Source organism: Streptomyces sp. NPDC051322, assembly GCF_040689485.1.
GTDB lineage: Bacteria > Actinomycetota > Actinomycetes > Streptomycetales > Streptomycetaceae > Streptomyces.
Genome location: NZ_JBFBAK010000002.1, coordinates 53,802 through 69,673, shown reverse-complemented (window position 1 = coordinate 69,673; position 15,872 = coordinate 53,802). Strand labels below are relative to the sequence as shown.

Annotated in this window: 11 protein-coding genes; 7 read left to right on the top strand and 4 right to left on the bottom strand. The window is 69.5% G+C overall.

What is annotated here, in order from left to right:
- Positions 1 to 76 precede the first annotated feature (76 nt).
- From AB0436_RS04550 to AB0436_RS04540, 3 genes are all read right to left on the bottom strand, one after another.
- On the bottom strand, positions 77 to 2,524 hold the full coding sequence (locus AB0436_RS04550) for a SpoIIE family protein phosphatase (RefSeq protein ID WP_366466212.1): 2,448 nt from the start codon (positions 2,522 to 2,524) through the stop codon (positions 77 to 79).
- 146 nt (positions 2,525 to 2,670) lie between these two features.
- A complete protein-coding gene (locus tag AB0436_RS04545) occupies positions 2,671 to 5,124 on the bottom strand; it encodes an MFS transporter (protein ID WP_366466211.1) in 2,454 nt (817 codons plus the stop codon).
- Positions 5,125 to 5,319: 195 nt separating this feature from the next.
- On the bottom strand, positions 5,320 to 5,763 hold the full coding sequence (locus tag AB0436_RS04540; protein WP_365854912.1) for an SRPBCC family protein: 444 nt from the start codon (positions 5,761 to 5,763) through the stop codon (positions 5,320 to 5,322).
- Between the two features lie 150 nt (positions 5,764 to 5,913).
- On the opposite strand from AB0436_RS04540, the gene AB0436_RS04535 reads away from it, so the two are divergent.
- On the top strand, positions 5,914 to 6,951 hold the full coding sequence (locus AB0436_RS04535) for an Rv2578c family radical SAM protein (RefSeq protein ID WP_366466210.1): 1,038 nt from the start codon (positions 5,914 to 5,916) through the stop codon (positions 6,949 to 6,951).
- A 30-nt stretch (positions 6,952 to 6,981) separates the two neighbouring features.
- On the opposite strand, the gene AB0436_RS04530 is transcribed toward AB0436_RS04535, so the two are convergent.
- Positions 6,982 to 7,560, bottom strand: a complete 579-nt coding sequence (locus AB0436_RS04530) for a HEAT repeat domain-containing protein (protein WP_366466209.1) — start codon at positions 7,558 to 7,560, stop codon at positions 6,982 to 6,984.
- Positions 7,561 to 7,885: 325 nt separating this feature from the next.
- On the opposite strand from AB0436_RS04530, the gene AB0436_RS04525 reads away from it, so the two are divergent.
- The 6 genes from AB0436_RS04525 (at position 7,886) to AB0436_RS04500 (ending at position 15,842) form a co-directional block, all read left to right on the top strand.
- Positions 7,886 to 9,667 carry a 3-hydroxybutyryl-CoA dehydrogenase gene (locus tag AB0436_RS04525; RefSeq protein ID WP_366466208.1) on the top strand — a complete coding sequence of 594 codons (1,782 nt, stop codon included), beginning with the start codon at positions 7,886 to 7,888 and terminating at the stop codon, positions 9,665 to 9,667.
- A 94-nt stretch (positions 9,668 to 9,761) separates the two neighbouring features.
- Positions 9,762 to 10,595 (top strand): TetR family transcriptional regulator, encoded by an 834-nt coding sequence (locus AB0436_RS04520; RefSeq protein WP_366466870.1) that lies wholly within the window; start codon positions 9,762 to 9,764, stop codon positions 10,593 to 10,595.
- 384 nt (positions 10,596 to 10,979) lie between these two features.
- Positions 10,980 to 12,341, top strand: a complete 1,362-nt coding sequence (ccrA, locus tag AB0436_RS04515; protein WP_366466207.1) for a crotonyl-CoA carboxylase/reductase — start codon at positions 10,980 to 10,982, stop codon at positions 12,339 to 12,341.
- 1 nt (position 12,342) lies between these two features.
- A complete protein-coding gene (locus AB0436_RS04510) occupies positions 12,343 to 14,355 on the top strand; it encodes a protein meaA (RefSeq protein WP_366466206.1) in 2,013 nt (670 codons plus the stop codon).
- The gene (locus tag AB0436_RS04505) at positions 14,352 to 15,335 is read left to right on the top strand and encodes a CoA ester lyase (protein ID WP_366466205.1); all 984 of its coding nucleotides are present in this window, start codon (positions 14,352 to 14,354) and stop codon (positions 15,333 to 15,335) included. The genes AB0436_RS04510 and AB0436_RS04505 overlap by 4 nt, the downstream gene beginning before the upstream one ends.
- Before the next feature lie 3 nt (positions 15,336 to 15,338).
- Positions 15,339 to 15,842, top strand: coding sequence for a MaoC family dehydratase (locus AB0436_RS04500; protein ID WP_366466204.1), 504 nt, complete (start codon positions 15,339 to 15,341; stop codon positions 15,840 to 15,842).
- The last annotated feature ends 30 nt before the right edge of the window (positions 15,843 to 15,872 follow it).

Here is a 15,872-nt window from a genome sequence, read left to right as displayed (position 1 = left end):
CTCAGGAACGGACTACCCTCCCGGACGCGCCGGAAGCAAGAGCACGGGCTGACTCCTTGTCAGCGACACCCGGCTGTCACCAGGTGTTCGAGCCAGGACGCGGGTTTCGGCTCAGCGCCTGCTCGAACCAGACGGTCTTGCCGTGGGCGCTGGCGCTGGTGCCCCAGGTGCGGGCCAGACTGCTCACCACCAGCAGACCGCGTCCGAACTCGTCGTGGGCAGAGGCGTTGAGCAGTGCGGCCGGAGCCGGTTCGTCGTCACTGACCTCGCAGAGCAGGGCGTCGGTCCTGACCAGCCGCAGTCCGATCTCCTGGGTGCGGCCGTGTTTCACGGCATTGGTGACGAGCTCACTGACCATGAGGACCGCCGACTCCACCGCAGCAGGCAGCCCCCACTCGAGGAGTTTGTCGCGCGCCAACTGCCGGGCCCGTGCCACCTCGCCGGGGTCGAGGGCGAGGTGCCACTCCGCGACGCACTCGTCGGGAATGCCGTTGACCCGGGCCATCAGCAGCGCCACGTCGTCCTTGCGGCCGTCGCTCGGATTCAGCGCCCGGATGATCGCGTCGCAGGCGTCGTCCATCGAGGCGGCCGGGTGGGCCGCCGAGGCGCAGAGCGCGGCGAGGCCGTCCCCGATGTCCTGGCCCCGCACTTCGACCAGGCCGTCGGTGCAGAGCACCAGACGGTCGCCGGGGCGTACCTGGACCGTCGCGGTCTCGAAGGCGACTCCGCCGACCCCGATCGGCGCCCCGGTCGGCAGCTCGATGAGTTCGGCCCGGCCGTCCTCGGCACGGACCAGCACGGGCGGGATGTGCCCGGCGTTGGCGATCTGGATCTCGGAGCGGATCGGGTCGTAGACGGCGTACAGACAGGTGGCCAGATACTGGTCGCCCAGCCGCTGCGCGAGATCGTCGAGGTTGCGCAACAGCTGGGACGGTGGCATTTCCATGGTGGCCATGGTCAGTACAGCGGTACGCAACTGCCCCATCATGGCTGCCGAGTTGAGCCCGTGACCCATCACGTCGCCGACCACCAGGGCGGTGCGTGAGCCGGGCAGTTTGACCGAGTCGAACCAGTCACCGCCGACCCGGCCCAGCCGGGCGCCGGGCAGATAGCGGGTGGCGATGTCGCAGCCCGCCATCCTTGCTTCCACCTGGGGCAGCATGCTGTCCTGGAGCGTCTCCGCGACGTTCTCCTGGTAGGTGTACATCCGGGCGTTGTCGAGGACAAGACCGGCACGTGCGGCGAGCTCGGCGCCGGTGGTGCGGTCGATGTCGTCGAAGGGTTCACGACCCGGGCGGCGCATCAGCACCATGAACCCCAGGACCACGTCGCGGGCCTTCAGCGGCACGATCAGCAAGGACCTGTTGCTGATCAGCGGGCGCAGGTCACGCTTCTCGAATTCACCGGAGATGCGGTCGCTCAGCTCCTCGCTGACGTACGGGATGATGACCGGCTCGCCCGTGACCATGCACTGGAAGAATGGGGTGTGTTCGGGGAAGGCGATCGCCTCGCCGACCGGCACGGTGTCGTCCCAGCGGCCCGGTTCGTCGTTGTGCTCCACCCAGACCCGGTGCCAGACCGTGGTGACATCCGGCGGGCCGTCCGGAAAGCCCTCACCGGCCAGCACGGCGGCCCGCAGATGGGTCCCCGCGAAGTCGGTGAAGCGGGGCACTGCGGCGCTCGTCACCTCGCGGATGGTGCGTTCGAGGTCGAGCGACGTCCCGATCAGGCCGCTGGCCTCGTTGAGGAACTCCAACCGCTCCCGGACCGCCGCATACTCGAGGTCGAGCTCCGGGCGGGGTGCGGCGAGGAGCTGCACCGCGGCGTTCTCCGATGTTCCGGCCGCCGTGGTCCAGCGGCGGGCGGTGCGCCGCGGGACTCCCCAGTCCGGGGTGACGGGGACCCGGTCCCGGTGACTGAACTCCAGGACCGGGTAGCCGAGTTCGAGCACCTGGGAGACGATCCCGGTAGCCTCCTGGACGCTCATGTTCGGCAGGATCTCGGGGAGCCGACCGGCCAGTTCCTGATAGCCGGGGAAGTCGGTGTGCAGCGCGAACCCCGGGGCGACGGTCTCGGTGTCCGCGTCCGTGTGCTCGTCACCCTCGCGCAGTTGGGCGGCGTCGGCCGAGAGCACCAGCAGCCGCTCGGGACCGGGTCCGACCAGCGGGTAGGCCCACCAGAGGACGTCGATACGACCACGCCGGGCTTCGTCGATCCTGGCCCGGCCCGCAGCCGGGTAGGCGATCGTCCCGCTCAGCGAGCTGTCGAGCTCGGGGCCGAAGTCGGAGTAGGCGCTGTCCGGGCCCCGGCCGTCTCCTTGCGCCAACGCACCGGATACCGGAAGGAGTTCACTGGCGGCGCAGCCGACGGCGTCCTCCTTGCTGACACCGAAGAGCCTTCGGGCGCCGGTCGACCAGTGCGACACGAGTCCGCCCGCGTCCACGACGACCACGGCGAGCGGTACTCGGCCCGCCGTGGCGTCGCGTGGCTGTGGTGTCCTCTGCGGCGGTACACCAAGGTCCATGGGTGGAAGGCTCCTTCCCGGCCGCAAGACTCTGCGGTATGTAACTCCACCGTACGGCCCAGCGTCCCGGGTCCGCCGGTCATCGGCGGAATCCGCCCGCACGGGTGGTGCGCCGGCGCACCCGATCGGCTGCGCCGGACCGGCCGTCAGTCCTCGTGGCCCAGTTGGAGATCGCGTTCGGTGCGGCCACCGCCCGCGACCTGGAGTACGGTCGCCACCGGCGGATAGCCTGCGGCGATCACGGTGTACTCACCCGACGAGAGATCGACGAAACGGAAGGTGCCGTCCGGACCCGTGGTGAGCGTGTCGACCACATTGCCCGCTGCGTCGAGCAGCGTGACGCGCGCGTCCTCCACGGGGCGGCCGCCGCTCGCCCGGACGGTGCCGCGCAGCAGTGCGCCGCCTGCCAGTTCGATGTCCTGCCGGGTTTCGCGTGCCGCCTGCACGCTGACCGGCAGGGCGGCGGGGCGGAACGCGGGGGCACTCCCCGCCAGGGTGTACTCGCCGGCCACCAGTTCGGTGATCACGTAGCCGCCCTCCCGGCCGCTGCGGGTGCTTGCCACCACCTCCCCGCGTACGTCGGTGAGGGTGACCGCGGCGTCGCGGACCGGCGTTCCGTCGGCGTTGAGCACGCAGCCCGCCAGCCGTCCGGCTCCGCCGAGGACCACGTCGAGATCGACCGGGCGTTCCCCGACCGTGACGGTCACGGCCTGCGGCTGGTGCCCGCCGGCCGCCGCGATCATGACGTACGAGCCAGGTCCCGGCACGCTGAGCGCGTAGCGCCCGTCCTCGCCGCTCGCTCCGCGGCCGATCTGGCGTCCGGTGACGTCGATCAGCGTGAGAGCGGCGCGCGGCACCGTGGAGCCGTCGTAGTGCTGGACCGTTCCGCACACCGGGACACCGGAGAGCACGGGCGGGGTTGCAGGGACGCGGGCCGACGGAACGGCGGCGTCCGGGGCGGCGGCGGGGGCGTTGTGGGACACCAGCGGTTTCTCCTTGAGGAAGAAGGCGAAGAACAGGCCGAGCACAAGCACCGGCACGAGGTAGAGGAAGATCCGCGGCATCGCGTCCGCGTACGCCTGGATGTAGCCGTCGCGTACCGCGGGCGGCAGCGCGTGGACCAGTTGCGGGGTGATCGACTCGGCGTCCGGCAGCTGTGCCCCGGCCGGGATCCGGGCCGCCAGGGCGTCCGTGAGGCGGCCCGCGAAGAGCGTGCCGAAGACTGCCGCTCCGACGCTGCCGCCGATCTGCCGGAAGTAGTTGTTGGCGCTGGTGGCCGTGCCGAGGTCGGCGGGCGCCACGGAGTTCTGCACGGCCAGCACCAGGACCGGCATGATCAGACCGATCCCGACACCGAGTACGGCCATCCAGACGCTGTAGGAGAGCTGCGAGGTGTCGACCTCGAGGCGCGAGAGCAGCCACATGCCGACGGCCGATACGGCGCTGCCGAGCAGCGGATACAGCTTGTAGCGTCCGGTGCGGCTGATCAGTTGGCCGGACAGCACGGAGGCGATGACGACGCCGCCCATCATCGGCAGCATCAACAGCCCGGACTCGGTGGCACTGGCCCCGTCGACCATCTGCAGAAAGGTCGGCAGGTAGCTGGCAGCCCCGAAGAGCGCCACACCGACCACTCCGCCCACCAGAGCGGTCACATTGAAGATGGAGTCACGAAACAGCCGCAGCGGGATGATCGGTTCGGGCGCGAAGTGCTCGACGACGATGAAGAGCACGGCCGTTCCGAGCGCTCCGGCGCCCAGAGCGATGATGGTGCGGGAACCCCAGGCGTACTCGGTCCCGCCCCAACTGGTCAGCAGCACCAGGCAGGTGGAGGCGGCGGCGAGCAGCAGCGCCCCGAGCACGTCGAGGCGTGGCTTCGCCGTGGGCTTGGGCAGTTTCAGTACGACGGCGATGACGGCCAGGGTGACCAGGCCGAACGGAACGTTGATGTAGAAGCACCAGCGCCAGGAGGCGTGGTCGGTGAAGAAGCCGCCGATCAGTGGTCCGGCGACGGAGGCGAGACCGAAGGCGGCGCCGATCAGCCCCATGAAGCGGCCGCGTTCCCGCGGCGGTACGACGTCCGCGATGATGGCCTGCACGCCGATCATGAGACCGCCGCCGCCGACGCCCTGGACGGCCCGGAAGGCGATCAGCTCGTCCATCGTCCTGGACCAGCCGGCCAGTGCCGAACCGCAGACGAAGACGACGATCGCGAAGATGAAGATGCTCTTGCGGCCGAAGAGATCGCCGAGTTTGCCGTAGACCGGCAGGCCGATCGTGGAGGCGAGCAGGTAGGCGGTGACGGCCCAGGACATCTTGTCGAGGCCGTGCAGTTCGCCGACGATCTTCGGCAGCGCGGTGGCCACGATCATCTGGTCGAGGGCCGCGAGCAGCAGAGTGAGCATCAGGCCGACGAAGACCATCCGCACCCGGCGCGGGCTGAGTTCGCCGTGCTGCGGCTCCGCCGGCGCCGACGGGACCGGGACGGCCACCGGTCGCGTGTCGACCGAACCGTCCGGTGCCGGCCCGTTCGGTGCCACCCCGCGGGGCGCCGGCTCGTCCTGGACCGAACCGTCCTGCACCAGAGTGATCCCACCCACGTATTGCTCCCCTCGTCACGCCTGCGCCGCCCTTTTCTCGCATTCGACGACAAGGGGGTGCAAGCGCGACGATTGGCGCGCCAGGCGCACGCCGGGGGCTTCAGCGCCGGTGGGAGCCCCTACGGCGTACAACTGGGCCGTCGGGAAAACCACTCGAACCGGTGAGCATGACTTCCGCCCGAACGGGGCGAACGGTTACTTGGCGACTTCGGCGGCGAGCTTGTCCAGCTCCGCGTCGTAGATACGGCCGAGTCCCTTGGGCGCGAAAGTCTTTTCGAAGAATCCGCCGATGCCGCCGGCCCCGTTCCACACGGTGGAGACGACGACCTTGGACTTCCCGTCGCCGGCCGGGGTGACCGTCCAGGTGGTGACCATCGAGGAGTTGCGATCCTTCTCGACGAGCTGCCCCTCGGTGGGCTCCGACACGTCGAGCAGGCAGTCGCGGATGCGCTTGCTGGTGGCCTGGAGCTTCCAGTGCACGACGGTGCCCGCACCGTCGCCGCCCTCCCGGACCTCGTACTCGCTGAAGTGCTCGGGCAGCAGCTTGGCCCGCGTACCGCTGTAGTCGGCCAGCGCGTCGAACACCGCCTCCGCATCCGCCGCGATGATCCGCTCCGTGGTGGCCTCTACCTGCGCCATACCAGTTCCTCCAGCTGTCGTTCTTCGCTCGGTGTGATGAACCGCCTGCTGAGCCAACCACCTCGGACGCGAGCACGGAAATCCGGGTTGCACTCATGATACGAACGGGTGTTCTATTTAGCGAAGGGGCCGGGCTATCGAGGAGGCACCATGCGCTGGGACCAGCTCACCGAGGACGGTGCGGACGACGGCGGCGCCGCGAGCGCCGCGCTGTTCGGTGCGGGAGCGGTGACCACGCGCCGCTTCGACACCCCGGAGTTCCGCGGGATCACCTTCCACGAGGTGCGCGCCCGTTCGATCGTGAACCGGGTGCCCGGTGCGTCCCGTATGCCGTTCGAATGGACGGTCAACCCCTATCGGGGCTGCAGCCACGCCTGTGTGTACTGCTTCGCCCGCAGTACCCACAGCTATCTGGACCTGGACACCGGACTGGGTTTCGACTCGCAGATCGTCGTCAAGGTCAACGCCCCGGAGTTGCTGCGCCGCAAACTCGCCTCCCGTCAGTGGCAGGGCGCGCACATCGCGATGGGTACCAACGTCGACTGCTACCAGCGTGCCGAGGGCCGCTACCGGCTGATGCCCGGCATCATCTCCGCCCTGCGGGACCGGGCGAACCCCTTCTCCATCCTCACCAAGGGGACGCTGATCCTGCGGGATCTGCCGCTGCTGCAGCAGGCGGCTGAGGTCACCGACGTCGGCATCTCCCTGTCGGTCGGCTTCGTGGACGAGGAGCTGTGGCGCACGGTCGAGCCCGGCACGCCGTCGCCCCAGCGGCGGCTCGACGCGCTGCGCACCCTCACCGCGGGCGGTATCGACTGCGGCGTGCTGATGGCACCGGTCATTCCCTTCCTCGGCGACCGGCCCGACCAGCTGCGGGCCACGGTGCGCGCCATCGCGGCGGCCGGGGCGACCTCGGTGACACCGCTGGTGCTGCATCTGCGGCCGGGGGCGCGGGAGTGGTTCATGGCCTGGCTGGGGCAGCACCACCCGCATCTGGTCCGACGCTACGAACGGCTGTACGCGGAGGGCGCCTACGCACCCAAGTGGTACCAGCGCCGGATCACCGGCCAGGTGCACGCGCTTGCGGCCGAGTACGGCATCGGGCCGACGCAGCGCGGTATGCCGCGCCGCATACCGGTGCCGCCGGAGCCCGGGCCGGCCGAGCCCACCCAGCTCACACTGCTCTGACCCCCGGCCCCGGCCCGCCGCTGACCGCCGTCACCCGAGACGGCTGAGCGCGTCCGTCGCAGCAGCGGCCAACAGGGGCCGGCGGAGGGCCGCCGCCAGCACAGGCCGGGCCCGTGGATCGCGGAGTCGCCCCAGCCCCTCCACGCAGGCCAGCGCCACTCGCGGGTGCGGATCGCCGGGCGCGATGAGCCGCTCCAGGGTGCGGATCAGTGCCGGTACGGACTCGGGCGCCCGCAGCTCGGTCAGCAACCGGACCGGATGCAGCGCGTACGCGGTGCGCAGGCCGTTCGTCGCGAGGGCCGCCGCGGCGCGCGCGGTGCGCGGATCGTCCAGCCGGGCAAGTGCGTACGCCGCCGAGACGCAGCGCTCCGGGTCCCGGTGGTTGAGCAGCAGCACCAGCGCCTCGAAGGCCCGCCCGTCGCCGGCGCAGCCGAGCCGGAAGGCCGCCAGCTCGCGGGCCCACAGCGGCTGCCCGGCGGCCGTGAGGACCACGGCCAGTTCCTCGTGGTCCCCGGTGACGGTCAACCGCAGAAACTCCGCAGACCCGCCCGCTTCGTTGTGCAGCCGATCGGTGAGCGACCGCAGTTCCTCGTCCGTGCCGGAAGCCATACGCAGACCTTAGACAGGCCGGAAGCCTGAGCGATCCAGATCACAGCTTTCCAGGTATGGCGCGCTCGTTACTCGCCAGTTACTCTCAAGTGAGCGGGTCACACACCCCCGCTGGCACCACCCTCAGGGCGGCCTGGTGACGCAGCCGCCACGAGCGTTCGTCGGTTCAGCAGTGCCTGGCTTCTCCATCGCCAGTACGACGCGGCCCCGGGACCGGGCCCGTCGGACCTTCACCACGACACCTCACGCCCGGATGCCCGGCCGTACCTCCCGTACGCCGCACACCGTGCGTCCCTCAGTCGTCACTCATCCCAGGAGTCCCCTGATGGACACCCCTCTGCACACCATCGCCGTGGTCGGCCTCGGCACCATGGGCACCGGCATCGCCGAGGTCCTCGCCCGCGCCGGACGCGAGGTCATCGGCATCGACATCAATGCTGCCGCGACACGGCGCGCCGTGACCGCACTGGAAGCCTCCACCGCGCGCTCGGTGCTGCGTGAACGCATCAGTGAGCACGAACGGCAGAACATCCTGGCCCGGTTCCGCACCTTCTCCGACCTCCAGGCGGCGGCCGACGCCGACCTGGCGATCGAGGTCGTGCCGGAGTCGTACGAGACCAAGCAGCAGGTCTTCCGCGCCCTGGACACCATCGTGCGGCCGACCGCCATCCTGGCGACCGGCACCAACGCCCTCTCGGTGACCCGGCTCGCCGCGGACACCTCGCACCCCGAACGCGTCATCGGGCTGCACTTCTTCAATCCGGCACCGGCCATGAAGCTGGTCGAGGTGGTGTCATCGGTGCTCACCGCGCCGCCGGCCGTCGAGGCGGTCACCGCTCTCGCGCACGAGCTCGGCAAGGAGCCCGTCGGGGTCGGCGACCGGCCCGGCTTCGTCGCCGACGGACTGCTCTTCGGCTACCTCAACCAGGCAGCCGCCATGTACGAGGCCAAGTACGCCTCCCGGGAGGACATCGACGCCGCGATGCGGCTCGGCTGCGGTCTGCCGATGGGGCCGCTCGCGCTGCTCGACCTGATCGGTATCGACACCGCCCGCACAGTCCTGGAAGCGATGTACGCCGCGTCCAAGGACCGGCTGCACGCTCCCGCGCCGATCCTCAAGCAGCTCAGTGACGCCGGGCTGCTCGGCCGCAAGTCCGGCCGGGGCTTCTACGCGTACGAGGCTCCGGAAAGCGCGGTCGTGGTGCCCGACGGCCGCACCCCGGCGGCCGACGCCGAGGCCGCCGTCGGCCGGCGGATCGATTCGGTGGGTGTCGCCGGGTCGGGCACGATGGCATCGGGCATCGCGGAGGTCTTCGCCAAGGCCGGCTACCGGGTGGTGCTGGCTGCCCGCAGCCCTGAGAAGGCGGACGCGGCCAAGTCGCGGATCGCCAAGTCGCTTTCCCGATCTGTCGACAAGGGCCGGATCACCGCCGAGGCCCGCGACGCGACGCTGGCGCTGATCACTCCGGCCGGTTCTCCGGACGCCTTCGCCGAGGTGGATCTGGCCGTGGAGGCGGTGGCCGAGGACCTGGCGGTCAAGCAGCAGCTTTTCGAGACGCTCGACAAGGTCTGCAAGCCGGGCGCGGTGCTCGCCACCACGACGTCCTCGCTGCCGGTCATCGCCTGCGCCCGGGCCACCACCCGCCCCCAGGACGTCATCGGGATGCACTTCTTCAACCCGGCGCCGGCCATGAAACTGGTCGAGGTGGTCCGTACCGTCCTCACGGCCGACGACGTTCACGCGACCGTGCGGGAAGTCTGCACCACGATCCGCAAGCACCCGGTGGACTGCGGCGACCGGGCCGGATTCATCGTGAACGCGCTGCTGTTCCCGTACCTCAACAACGCGATCAAGATGGTGCAGGAGCACTACGCGACGCTCGACGACATCGACGCCGCGATGAAGCTGGGCGGCGGCTATCCGATGGGCCCCTTCGAGCTGCTCGACGTGGTCGGACTCGACGTCTCGCTCGCCATCGAGCAGGTGCTGCACCGGGAGTTCCGCGACCCGGGCCTGGCCCCCGCACCGCTGCTCGAACACCTCGTCGCGGCGGGCTGCCTCGGTCGCAAGACGGGGCGCGGTTTCCGCGAGTATGCCCGGCGCTGAACCGCGCGGCGACCGCGCTGATCCGTGCGGCGACTGGGGCGGGCTGCTGGAACCCGGCAGTGGCCCGCCCCCGCAGGCACGTCCGGCCGCGCACATGCAGTACGTTCGGACCATGCCCCAGTCCACTGGCCCCGCACGACGCCCGACCCGCAAGAAGGCGTCGTCAGCCGCTCCGGAGAGTGCCGCGGGCAGCCGGGCTGCCGCGCAGCGGCTCAAGATGCGCCGCGAACTGGCATCGGCCGCGATGGAGCTGTTCGCCGCCAAGGGATACGAGGCCACCACGGTCGACGAAGTCGCCGCCCGCGCCGGGGTGGCCCGCCGGACCTTCTTCCGGCACTTCCGCTCCAAGGAAGAAGCCATCTTCCCGGACCACGACGACACCCTGGTCAGGGCCGAGGCGGTGCTCAACGTGGCGCCGCCGCACGAGCACCCGCTCGACACCGTGTGCCGGGGCATCAAAGAGGTCATGCGGATGTACGCGTCGTCGCCGGCGGTCTCGGTGGCGCGCTACAAGCTGACCCGCGAGGTGCCGACCCTGCGGGAGGCGGAGATCGCCTCGGTGGCCCGGTACGAGCGGCTGTTCACCCGTTATCTACTGGGCCATTTCGACGAGCACGACCAGCACGACGGCAACGACGACCCGCTGCTCGCCGAGGTGGCGGCGTCGGCCGTGGTGACCGCGCACAACCACGTACTGCGGCGCTGGCTGCGGGCGGACGGGCAGGGCGACGTGGAGGCCCAGCTGGACCACGCCTTCGCCATCGTCAGGGACACTTTCGGCACCGGGATAGGCGCCGGCCGCACGGCTGAGCGCAGACCGGCTGCGACGGCCCGGAGCAACGGCGAGGTCCTGGTGACGGTGGCACGTACCGACGCACCGCTCGACGAGGTCATGCGCACCATCGAGAAGGCGCTGCGCAAGCACTGACCGCTCCTGACCGCATCCGTACTGCGACGGCCGTCCCTTCCGGGGCGGCCGTTTTTGCTCATCCGTGACCGTCGGATGACAACTGGGCGAATTTGTTGGCACTCAGTGTCTTGCGACTTGGCACGCGGTGCCATACGTTGAAGGTGTCCGGGCGGCCGGCGTGCAGAACCCTTTCGTACGCCGGCTGTCCCCGTAAGCCTCCCGGCTTGCGCGCCCGGATGCCTGCGTCACAGGCACCTCCCGCGCCCCACCACGGCGTAGCCACTCGCTTTTGGACCCACCCTTTCGCCGAACCGACGGCACACCTCCACATCAGCACTGACGTTCCCCCTGGAGCGTTCCCAAGACCGAGCGTTCCCTCAACGCTTCGCCGGAGGCAGCACCGTGAAGGAAATCCTGGACGCGATCCAGTCGCGGACCCACACAGACAGCGGATCCGCCGCGGCGACGGCGGCCGACTTCGCCGCCCTGGCTCTCCCCGAGTCGTATCGCGCGGTAACCGTGCACAAGGACGAGGCCGAGATGTTCTCCGGCCTCGCCAGCCGGGACAAGGACCCGCGCAAGTCCCTGCACGTCGAGAACGTGCCGCTGCCGGAGCTCGGCCCCGGCGAGGCGCTGGTGGCCGTCATGGCCAGTTCGGTGAACTACAACTCCGTCTGGACCTCGATCTTCGAGCCCGTGTCGACGTTCAGCTTCCTGGAGCGGTACGGGAAGCTGAGCGAACTCACCAAGCGCCACGACCTGCCGTACCACATCATCGGCTCCGACCTGGCGGGCGTCGTGCTGCGCGCCGGGCCGGGAGTCAACGCCTGGAGGCCGGGCGACGAAGTGGTCGCGCACTGCCTCTCGGTCGAGCTGGAGAGCTCCGACGGCCACAACGACACGATGCTCGACCCGGAGCAGCGCATCTGGGGCTTCGAGACGAACTTCGGCGGTCTCGCCGAGATCGCGCTCGTCAAGTCCAACCAGCTGATGCCCAAGCCCGATCACCTCAGCTGGGAAGAGGCGGCAGCCCCCGGCCTGGTCAACTCGACCGCGTACCGCCAGTTGGTGTCGCGCAACGGCGCCGGGATGAAGCAGGGCGACAACGTGCTGATCTGGGGGGCCAGCGGCGGCCTCGGCTCGTACGCCACCCAGTTCGCGCTGGCCGGCGGCGCCAACCCGATCTGTGTCGTCTCCAGCGATCAGAAGGCGGAGATCTGCCGGAAGATGGGGGCCGAGGCGATCATCGACCGCAATGCCGAGGGCTACCGGTTCTGGAAGGACGAGCACCACCAGGACCCGCGTGAGTGGAAGCGCTTCGGCAAGCGCATCCGTGAACTGACCGGCGGTGAGGACGTCGACATCGTGTTCGAGCACCCGGGCCGCGAGACGTTCGGCGCCTCCGTGTACGTCACCCGCAAGGGCGGCACCATCGTCACCTGCGCATCGACGTCGGGCTACACGCACGAGTATGACAACCGCTATCTGTGGATGTCGCTGAAGAGGATCATCGGCTCGCACTTCGCCAACTACCGCGAGGCGTGGGAGGCCAACCGCCTGATCGCCAAGGGCAAGATCCACCCGACGCTGTCCAAGGTGTACTCGCTGGACGACACCGGCCAGGCCGCCTACGACGTGCACCGCAACCTGCACCAGGGCAAGGTCGGCGTGCTGGCGCTGGCGCCCCGGGAGGGCCTGGGCGTGCGGGACCCGGAGATGCGCGCCAAGCACCTCGACGCCATCAACCGCTTCCGGAACATCTGACATGAGTGGCCGTCACAAGGACCGCCCCTGGCTCATGCGGACCTACGCGGGGCACTCGACCGCGGAGGCGTCCAACGAGCTCTACCGGCGCAACCTCGCCAAGGGTCAGACGGGTCTCTCGGTCGCCTTCGACCTGCCGACCCAGACCGGCTACGACCCCGACCACATCCTCGCCCGCGGCGAGGTCGGCCGGGTCGGGGTCCCGGTGTCCCATCTCGGTGACATGCGGCGGCTGTTCCAGGACATCCCGCTGGAGCAGATGAACACCTCGATGACCATCAACGCCACCGCCATGTGGTTGCTGGCGCTGTACCAGGTGGTCGCCGAGGAGCAGGGCGCGGACCCCGGCAAGCTGCAGGGGACGACGCAGAACGACATCGTGAAGGAGTACCTGTCGCGCGGGACGCATGTCTTCCCGCCGGGACCGAGTCTCCGGCTGACCACCGACATGATCACGTACACGGTGGCCAACATCCCCAAGTGGAACCCGATAAACATCTGCAGCTACCACCTGCAGGAGGCGGGCGCCACGCCGGTGCAGGAGATCGCCTACGCGATGTCCACCGCGATCGCGGTCCTCGACGCCGTACGCGACTCGGGGCAGGTGCCGCCGGAGAAGTTCGACGCGGTCGTCGCACGGATCTCCTTCTTCGTGAACGCGGGAGTCCGCTTCATCGAGGAGATGTGCAAGATGCGGGCGTTCAGCCGCATCTGGGACCAGGTCACCCGCGAGCGGTACGGCATCACGGACCCCACGAGGCGCCGTTTCCGCTACGGCGTCCAGGTCAACTCGCTGGGTCTGACCGAGGCCCAACCGGAGAACAACGTCCAGCGCATCGTGCTGGAGATGCTGGCCGTCACACTCTCCAAGGACGCCCGCGCCCGCGCCGTGCAACTGCCGGCCTGGAACGAGGCGCTGGGTCTGCCGCGGCCGTGGGACCAGCAGTGGTCGCTCCGTATCCAGCAGGTACTCGCCCATGAGAGCGATCTGCTGGAGTACGAGGACATCTTCGCCGGATCGCACGTCATCGAGGCCAAGGTCGAGACGCTGGTCGCGGAGTCCCTCGCGGAGATCGACCGCATCCAGCAGATGGGCGGTGCGATGGCCGCCGTCGAGTCCGGCTATCTCAAGTCGGAGCTGGTCGCTTCGCACGCCGCCCGCCGGACCCGTATCGAGAACGGCGACGAGAAGATCGTCGGCGTCAACTGCTACGAGTCCACCGAACCCAGCCCGCTGACCGCCGACCTGGACGCGGCGATCATGACGGTCGACCCGGCCAACGAGGCCCGGGTGGTGGCCGCGCTGCACGCCTGGCGGGACAACCGCGAGGAGAGCCGCGCACAGGAGGCGCTGGCCGCTCTGAAGGCGACCGCGGCGGGCGACGGCAACCTCTTCGAGGCCACCGTGGAGTGCGCCCGTGCGGGTGTCACCACCGGCGAGTGGTCCTGGGCGTTGCGCGATGTGTTCGGCGAGTTCCGTGCGCCCACCGGGGTGAGCAGCGCCCCGGTCGCCGTCACCGCCGAGGAGGGCACCCCGCTCGCCACCGTACGGGCCGCCGTGACCCGTACGGCCGAAGATCTCGGAAGCGGGCGGCTGCGGCTGCTGGTGGGCAAGCCGGGCCTGGACGGTCACTCCAACGGCGCCGAACAGATCGCGGTCCGTGCCCGCGACGCCGGCTTCGAAGTGGTCTACCAGGGCATCCGGCTGACGCCCGAGGAGATCGTCGGCGCCGCGCTCGCCGAGGACGTGCACTGCGTGGGCCTGTCGATTCTCTCCGGATCGCACGCCGAACTGGTGCCGGACGTACTGCGGCGGCTGTGCGAGGCGGGCGCGTCCGACATCCCGGTGATCGTCGGCGGGATCATCCCGAACGGCGACGGTGCCGCGCTCAAGAAGGCCGGCGTGGCCGCCGTCTTCACCCCTAAGGACTTCGGTATCACCGAGATCATCGGACGTATCGTCGAAGTGATCCGGACAGCGAACAAGCTCGACCCTCTGGAGGTCCCCGCATGACCGCGCCCGTAGCGCCCTCGTCCCCCGTGAACCGTCTGCGGCCGCGCCGCTCCTGTCTCGCCGTACCGGGTTCCAATCCCCGCTTCCTGGAGAAGGCCCAGGGCCTCCCGGCCGACCAGGTCTTCCTGGACCTGGAGGACGCCTGCGCACCCCTCGCGAAGGAGGGCGCCCGGCACACCATCGTCGAGGCGCTGAACCAGGGCGACTGGACGGGCAAGACCCGGGTCGTACGGGTCAACGACTGGACCACCCACTGGACGTACCGCGATGTCGTCACGGTCGTCGAGGGGGCGGGCCAGAACCTCGACTGCATCATGCTGCCGAAGGTCCAGGACGCCCAGCAGGTGGTCGCGCTGGACCTGCTGCTCACCCAGATCGAGAAGACCATGGGCTTCGAGGTCGGGAAGATCGGCATCGAAGCGCAGATCGAGAACGCCAAGGGCCTCGTCAACGTCAACGAGATCGCGGCGGCCTCGCCCCGGACCGAGACCATCATCTTCGGACCGGCCGACTTCATGGCGTCGATCAACATGAAGAGCCTGGTGGTGGGCGAGCAGCCGCCCGGTTACGGCGCCGACGCCTACCACTACATCCTGATGAAGATCCTGATGGCGGCCCGTACCTACGACCTGCAGGCGATCGACGGACCGTACCTGCAGATCCGCAACGTCGATGGCTACCGCGAGGTCGCCCGGCGCGCCGCCGCGCTCGGCTTCGACGGCAAGTGGGTGCTGCACCCGGGGCAGGTCGACGCGTCGAACGAGATCTTCTCGCCGTCGCAGGAGGACTACGACCACGCCGAGATGATTCTCGACGCCTACGACTGGTGCACCTCCGAGGCGGGCGGCAAGAAGGGCTCGGCGATGCTCGGCGACGAGATGATCGACGAGGCCAGCCGCAAGATGGCGCTGGTCATCTCCGGCAAGGGCCGGGCCGCCGGCATGCAGCGCACGTCCAAGTTCGAAGCCCCGGAGGTGTGAGCGATGCAGTTCGGACGAACCTATGAGGAGTTCGAGGTCGGCGCGGTCTACAAGCACTGGCCGGGAAAGACCGTCACCGAGTACGACGATCATCTTTTCTGCCTGCTGACCATGAACCACCATCCGCTGCACATGGACAGCAACTACGCCGAGGAGACCACCGATTTCGGCAAGAACGTCGTGGTCGGCAACTACATCTACTCCCTGCTGCTCGGCATGTCGGTCCCGGACGTCTCGGGCAAGGCCATCGCCAACCTGGAGGTCGAGTCGCTGAAGCACATCGCGCCGACCTTTCACGGCGACACGCTCTACGGCGAGACGACCGTCATCGACAAGACACCGTCGCGCTCCAAGAACGACCGCGGAATCGTGTACGTGGAGACCAGGGGCTACAAGCAGGACGGCACGGTCGTCTGCGTGTTCCGCCGCAAGGTGATGGTCCCGACCGAGACGTACATCAAGGAGCGCGGCGGAGAACAGCCCGGCCGCCCGACGCCCGCCAACTAACCGCGTGCCACCAACTGCGTGAAGTCACAG

Coding starts and splice junctions, on each gene's coding strand:
- AB0436_RS04550 (WP_366466212.1), bottom strand. CDS start 2,524: ATGGACCTTGGTGTACCGCCGCAGAGGACACCACAGCCACGCGACGCC.
- AB0436_RS04540 (WP_365854912.1), bottom strand. CDS start 5,763: ATGGCGCAGGTAGAGGCCACCACGGAGCGGATCATCGCGGCGGATGCG.
- AB0436_RS04535 (WP_366466210.1), top strand. CDS start 5,914: ATGCGCTGGGACCAGCTCACCGAGGACGGTGCGGACGACGGCGGCGCC.
- AB0436_RS04530 (WP_366466209.1), bottom strand. CDS start 7,560: ATGGCTTCCGGCACGGACGAGGAACTGCGGTCGCTCACCGATCGGCTG.
- AB0436_RS04525 (WP_366466208.1), top strand. CDS start 7,886: ATGGACACCCCTCTGCACACCATCGCCGTGGTCGGCCTCGGCACCATG.
- AB0436_RS04520 (WP_366466870.1), top strand. CDS start 9,762: ATGCAGTACGTTCGGACCATGCCCCAGTCCACTGGCCCCGCACGACGC.
- AB0436_RS04510 (WP_366466206.1), top strand. CDS start 12,343: ATGAGTGGCCGTCACAAGGACCGCCCCTGGCTCATGCGGACCTACGCG.
- AB0436_RS04505 (WP_366466205.1), top strand. CDS start 14,352: ATGACCGCGCCCGTAGCGCCCTCGTCCCCCGTGAACCGTCTGCGGCCG.
- AB0436_RS04500 (WP_366466204.1), top strand. CDS start 15,339: ATGCAGTTCGGACGAACCTATGAGGAGTTCGAGGTCGGCGCGGTCTAC.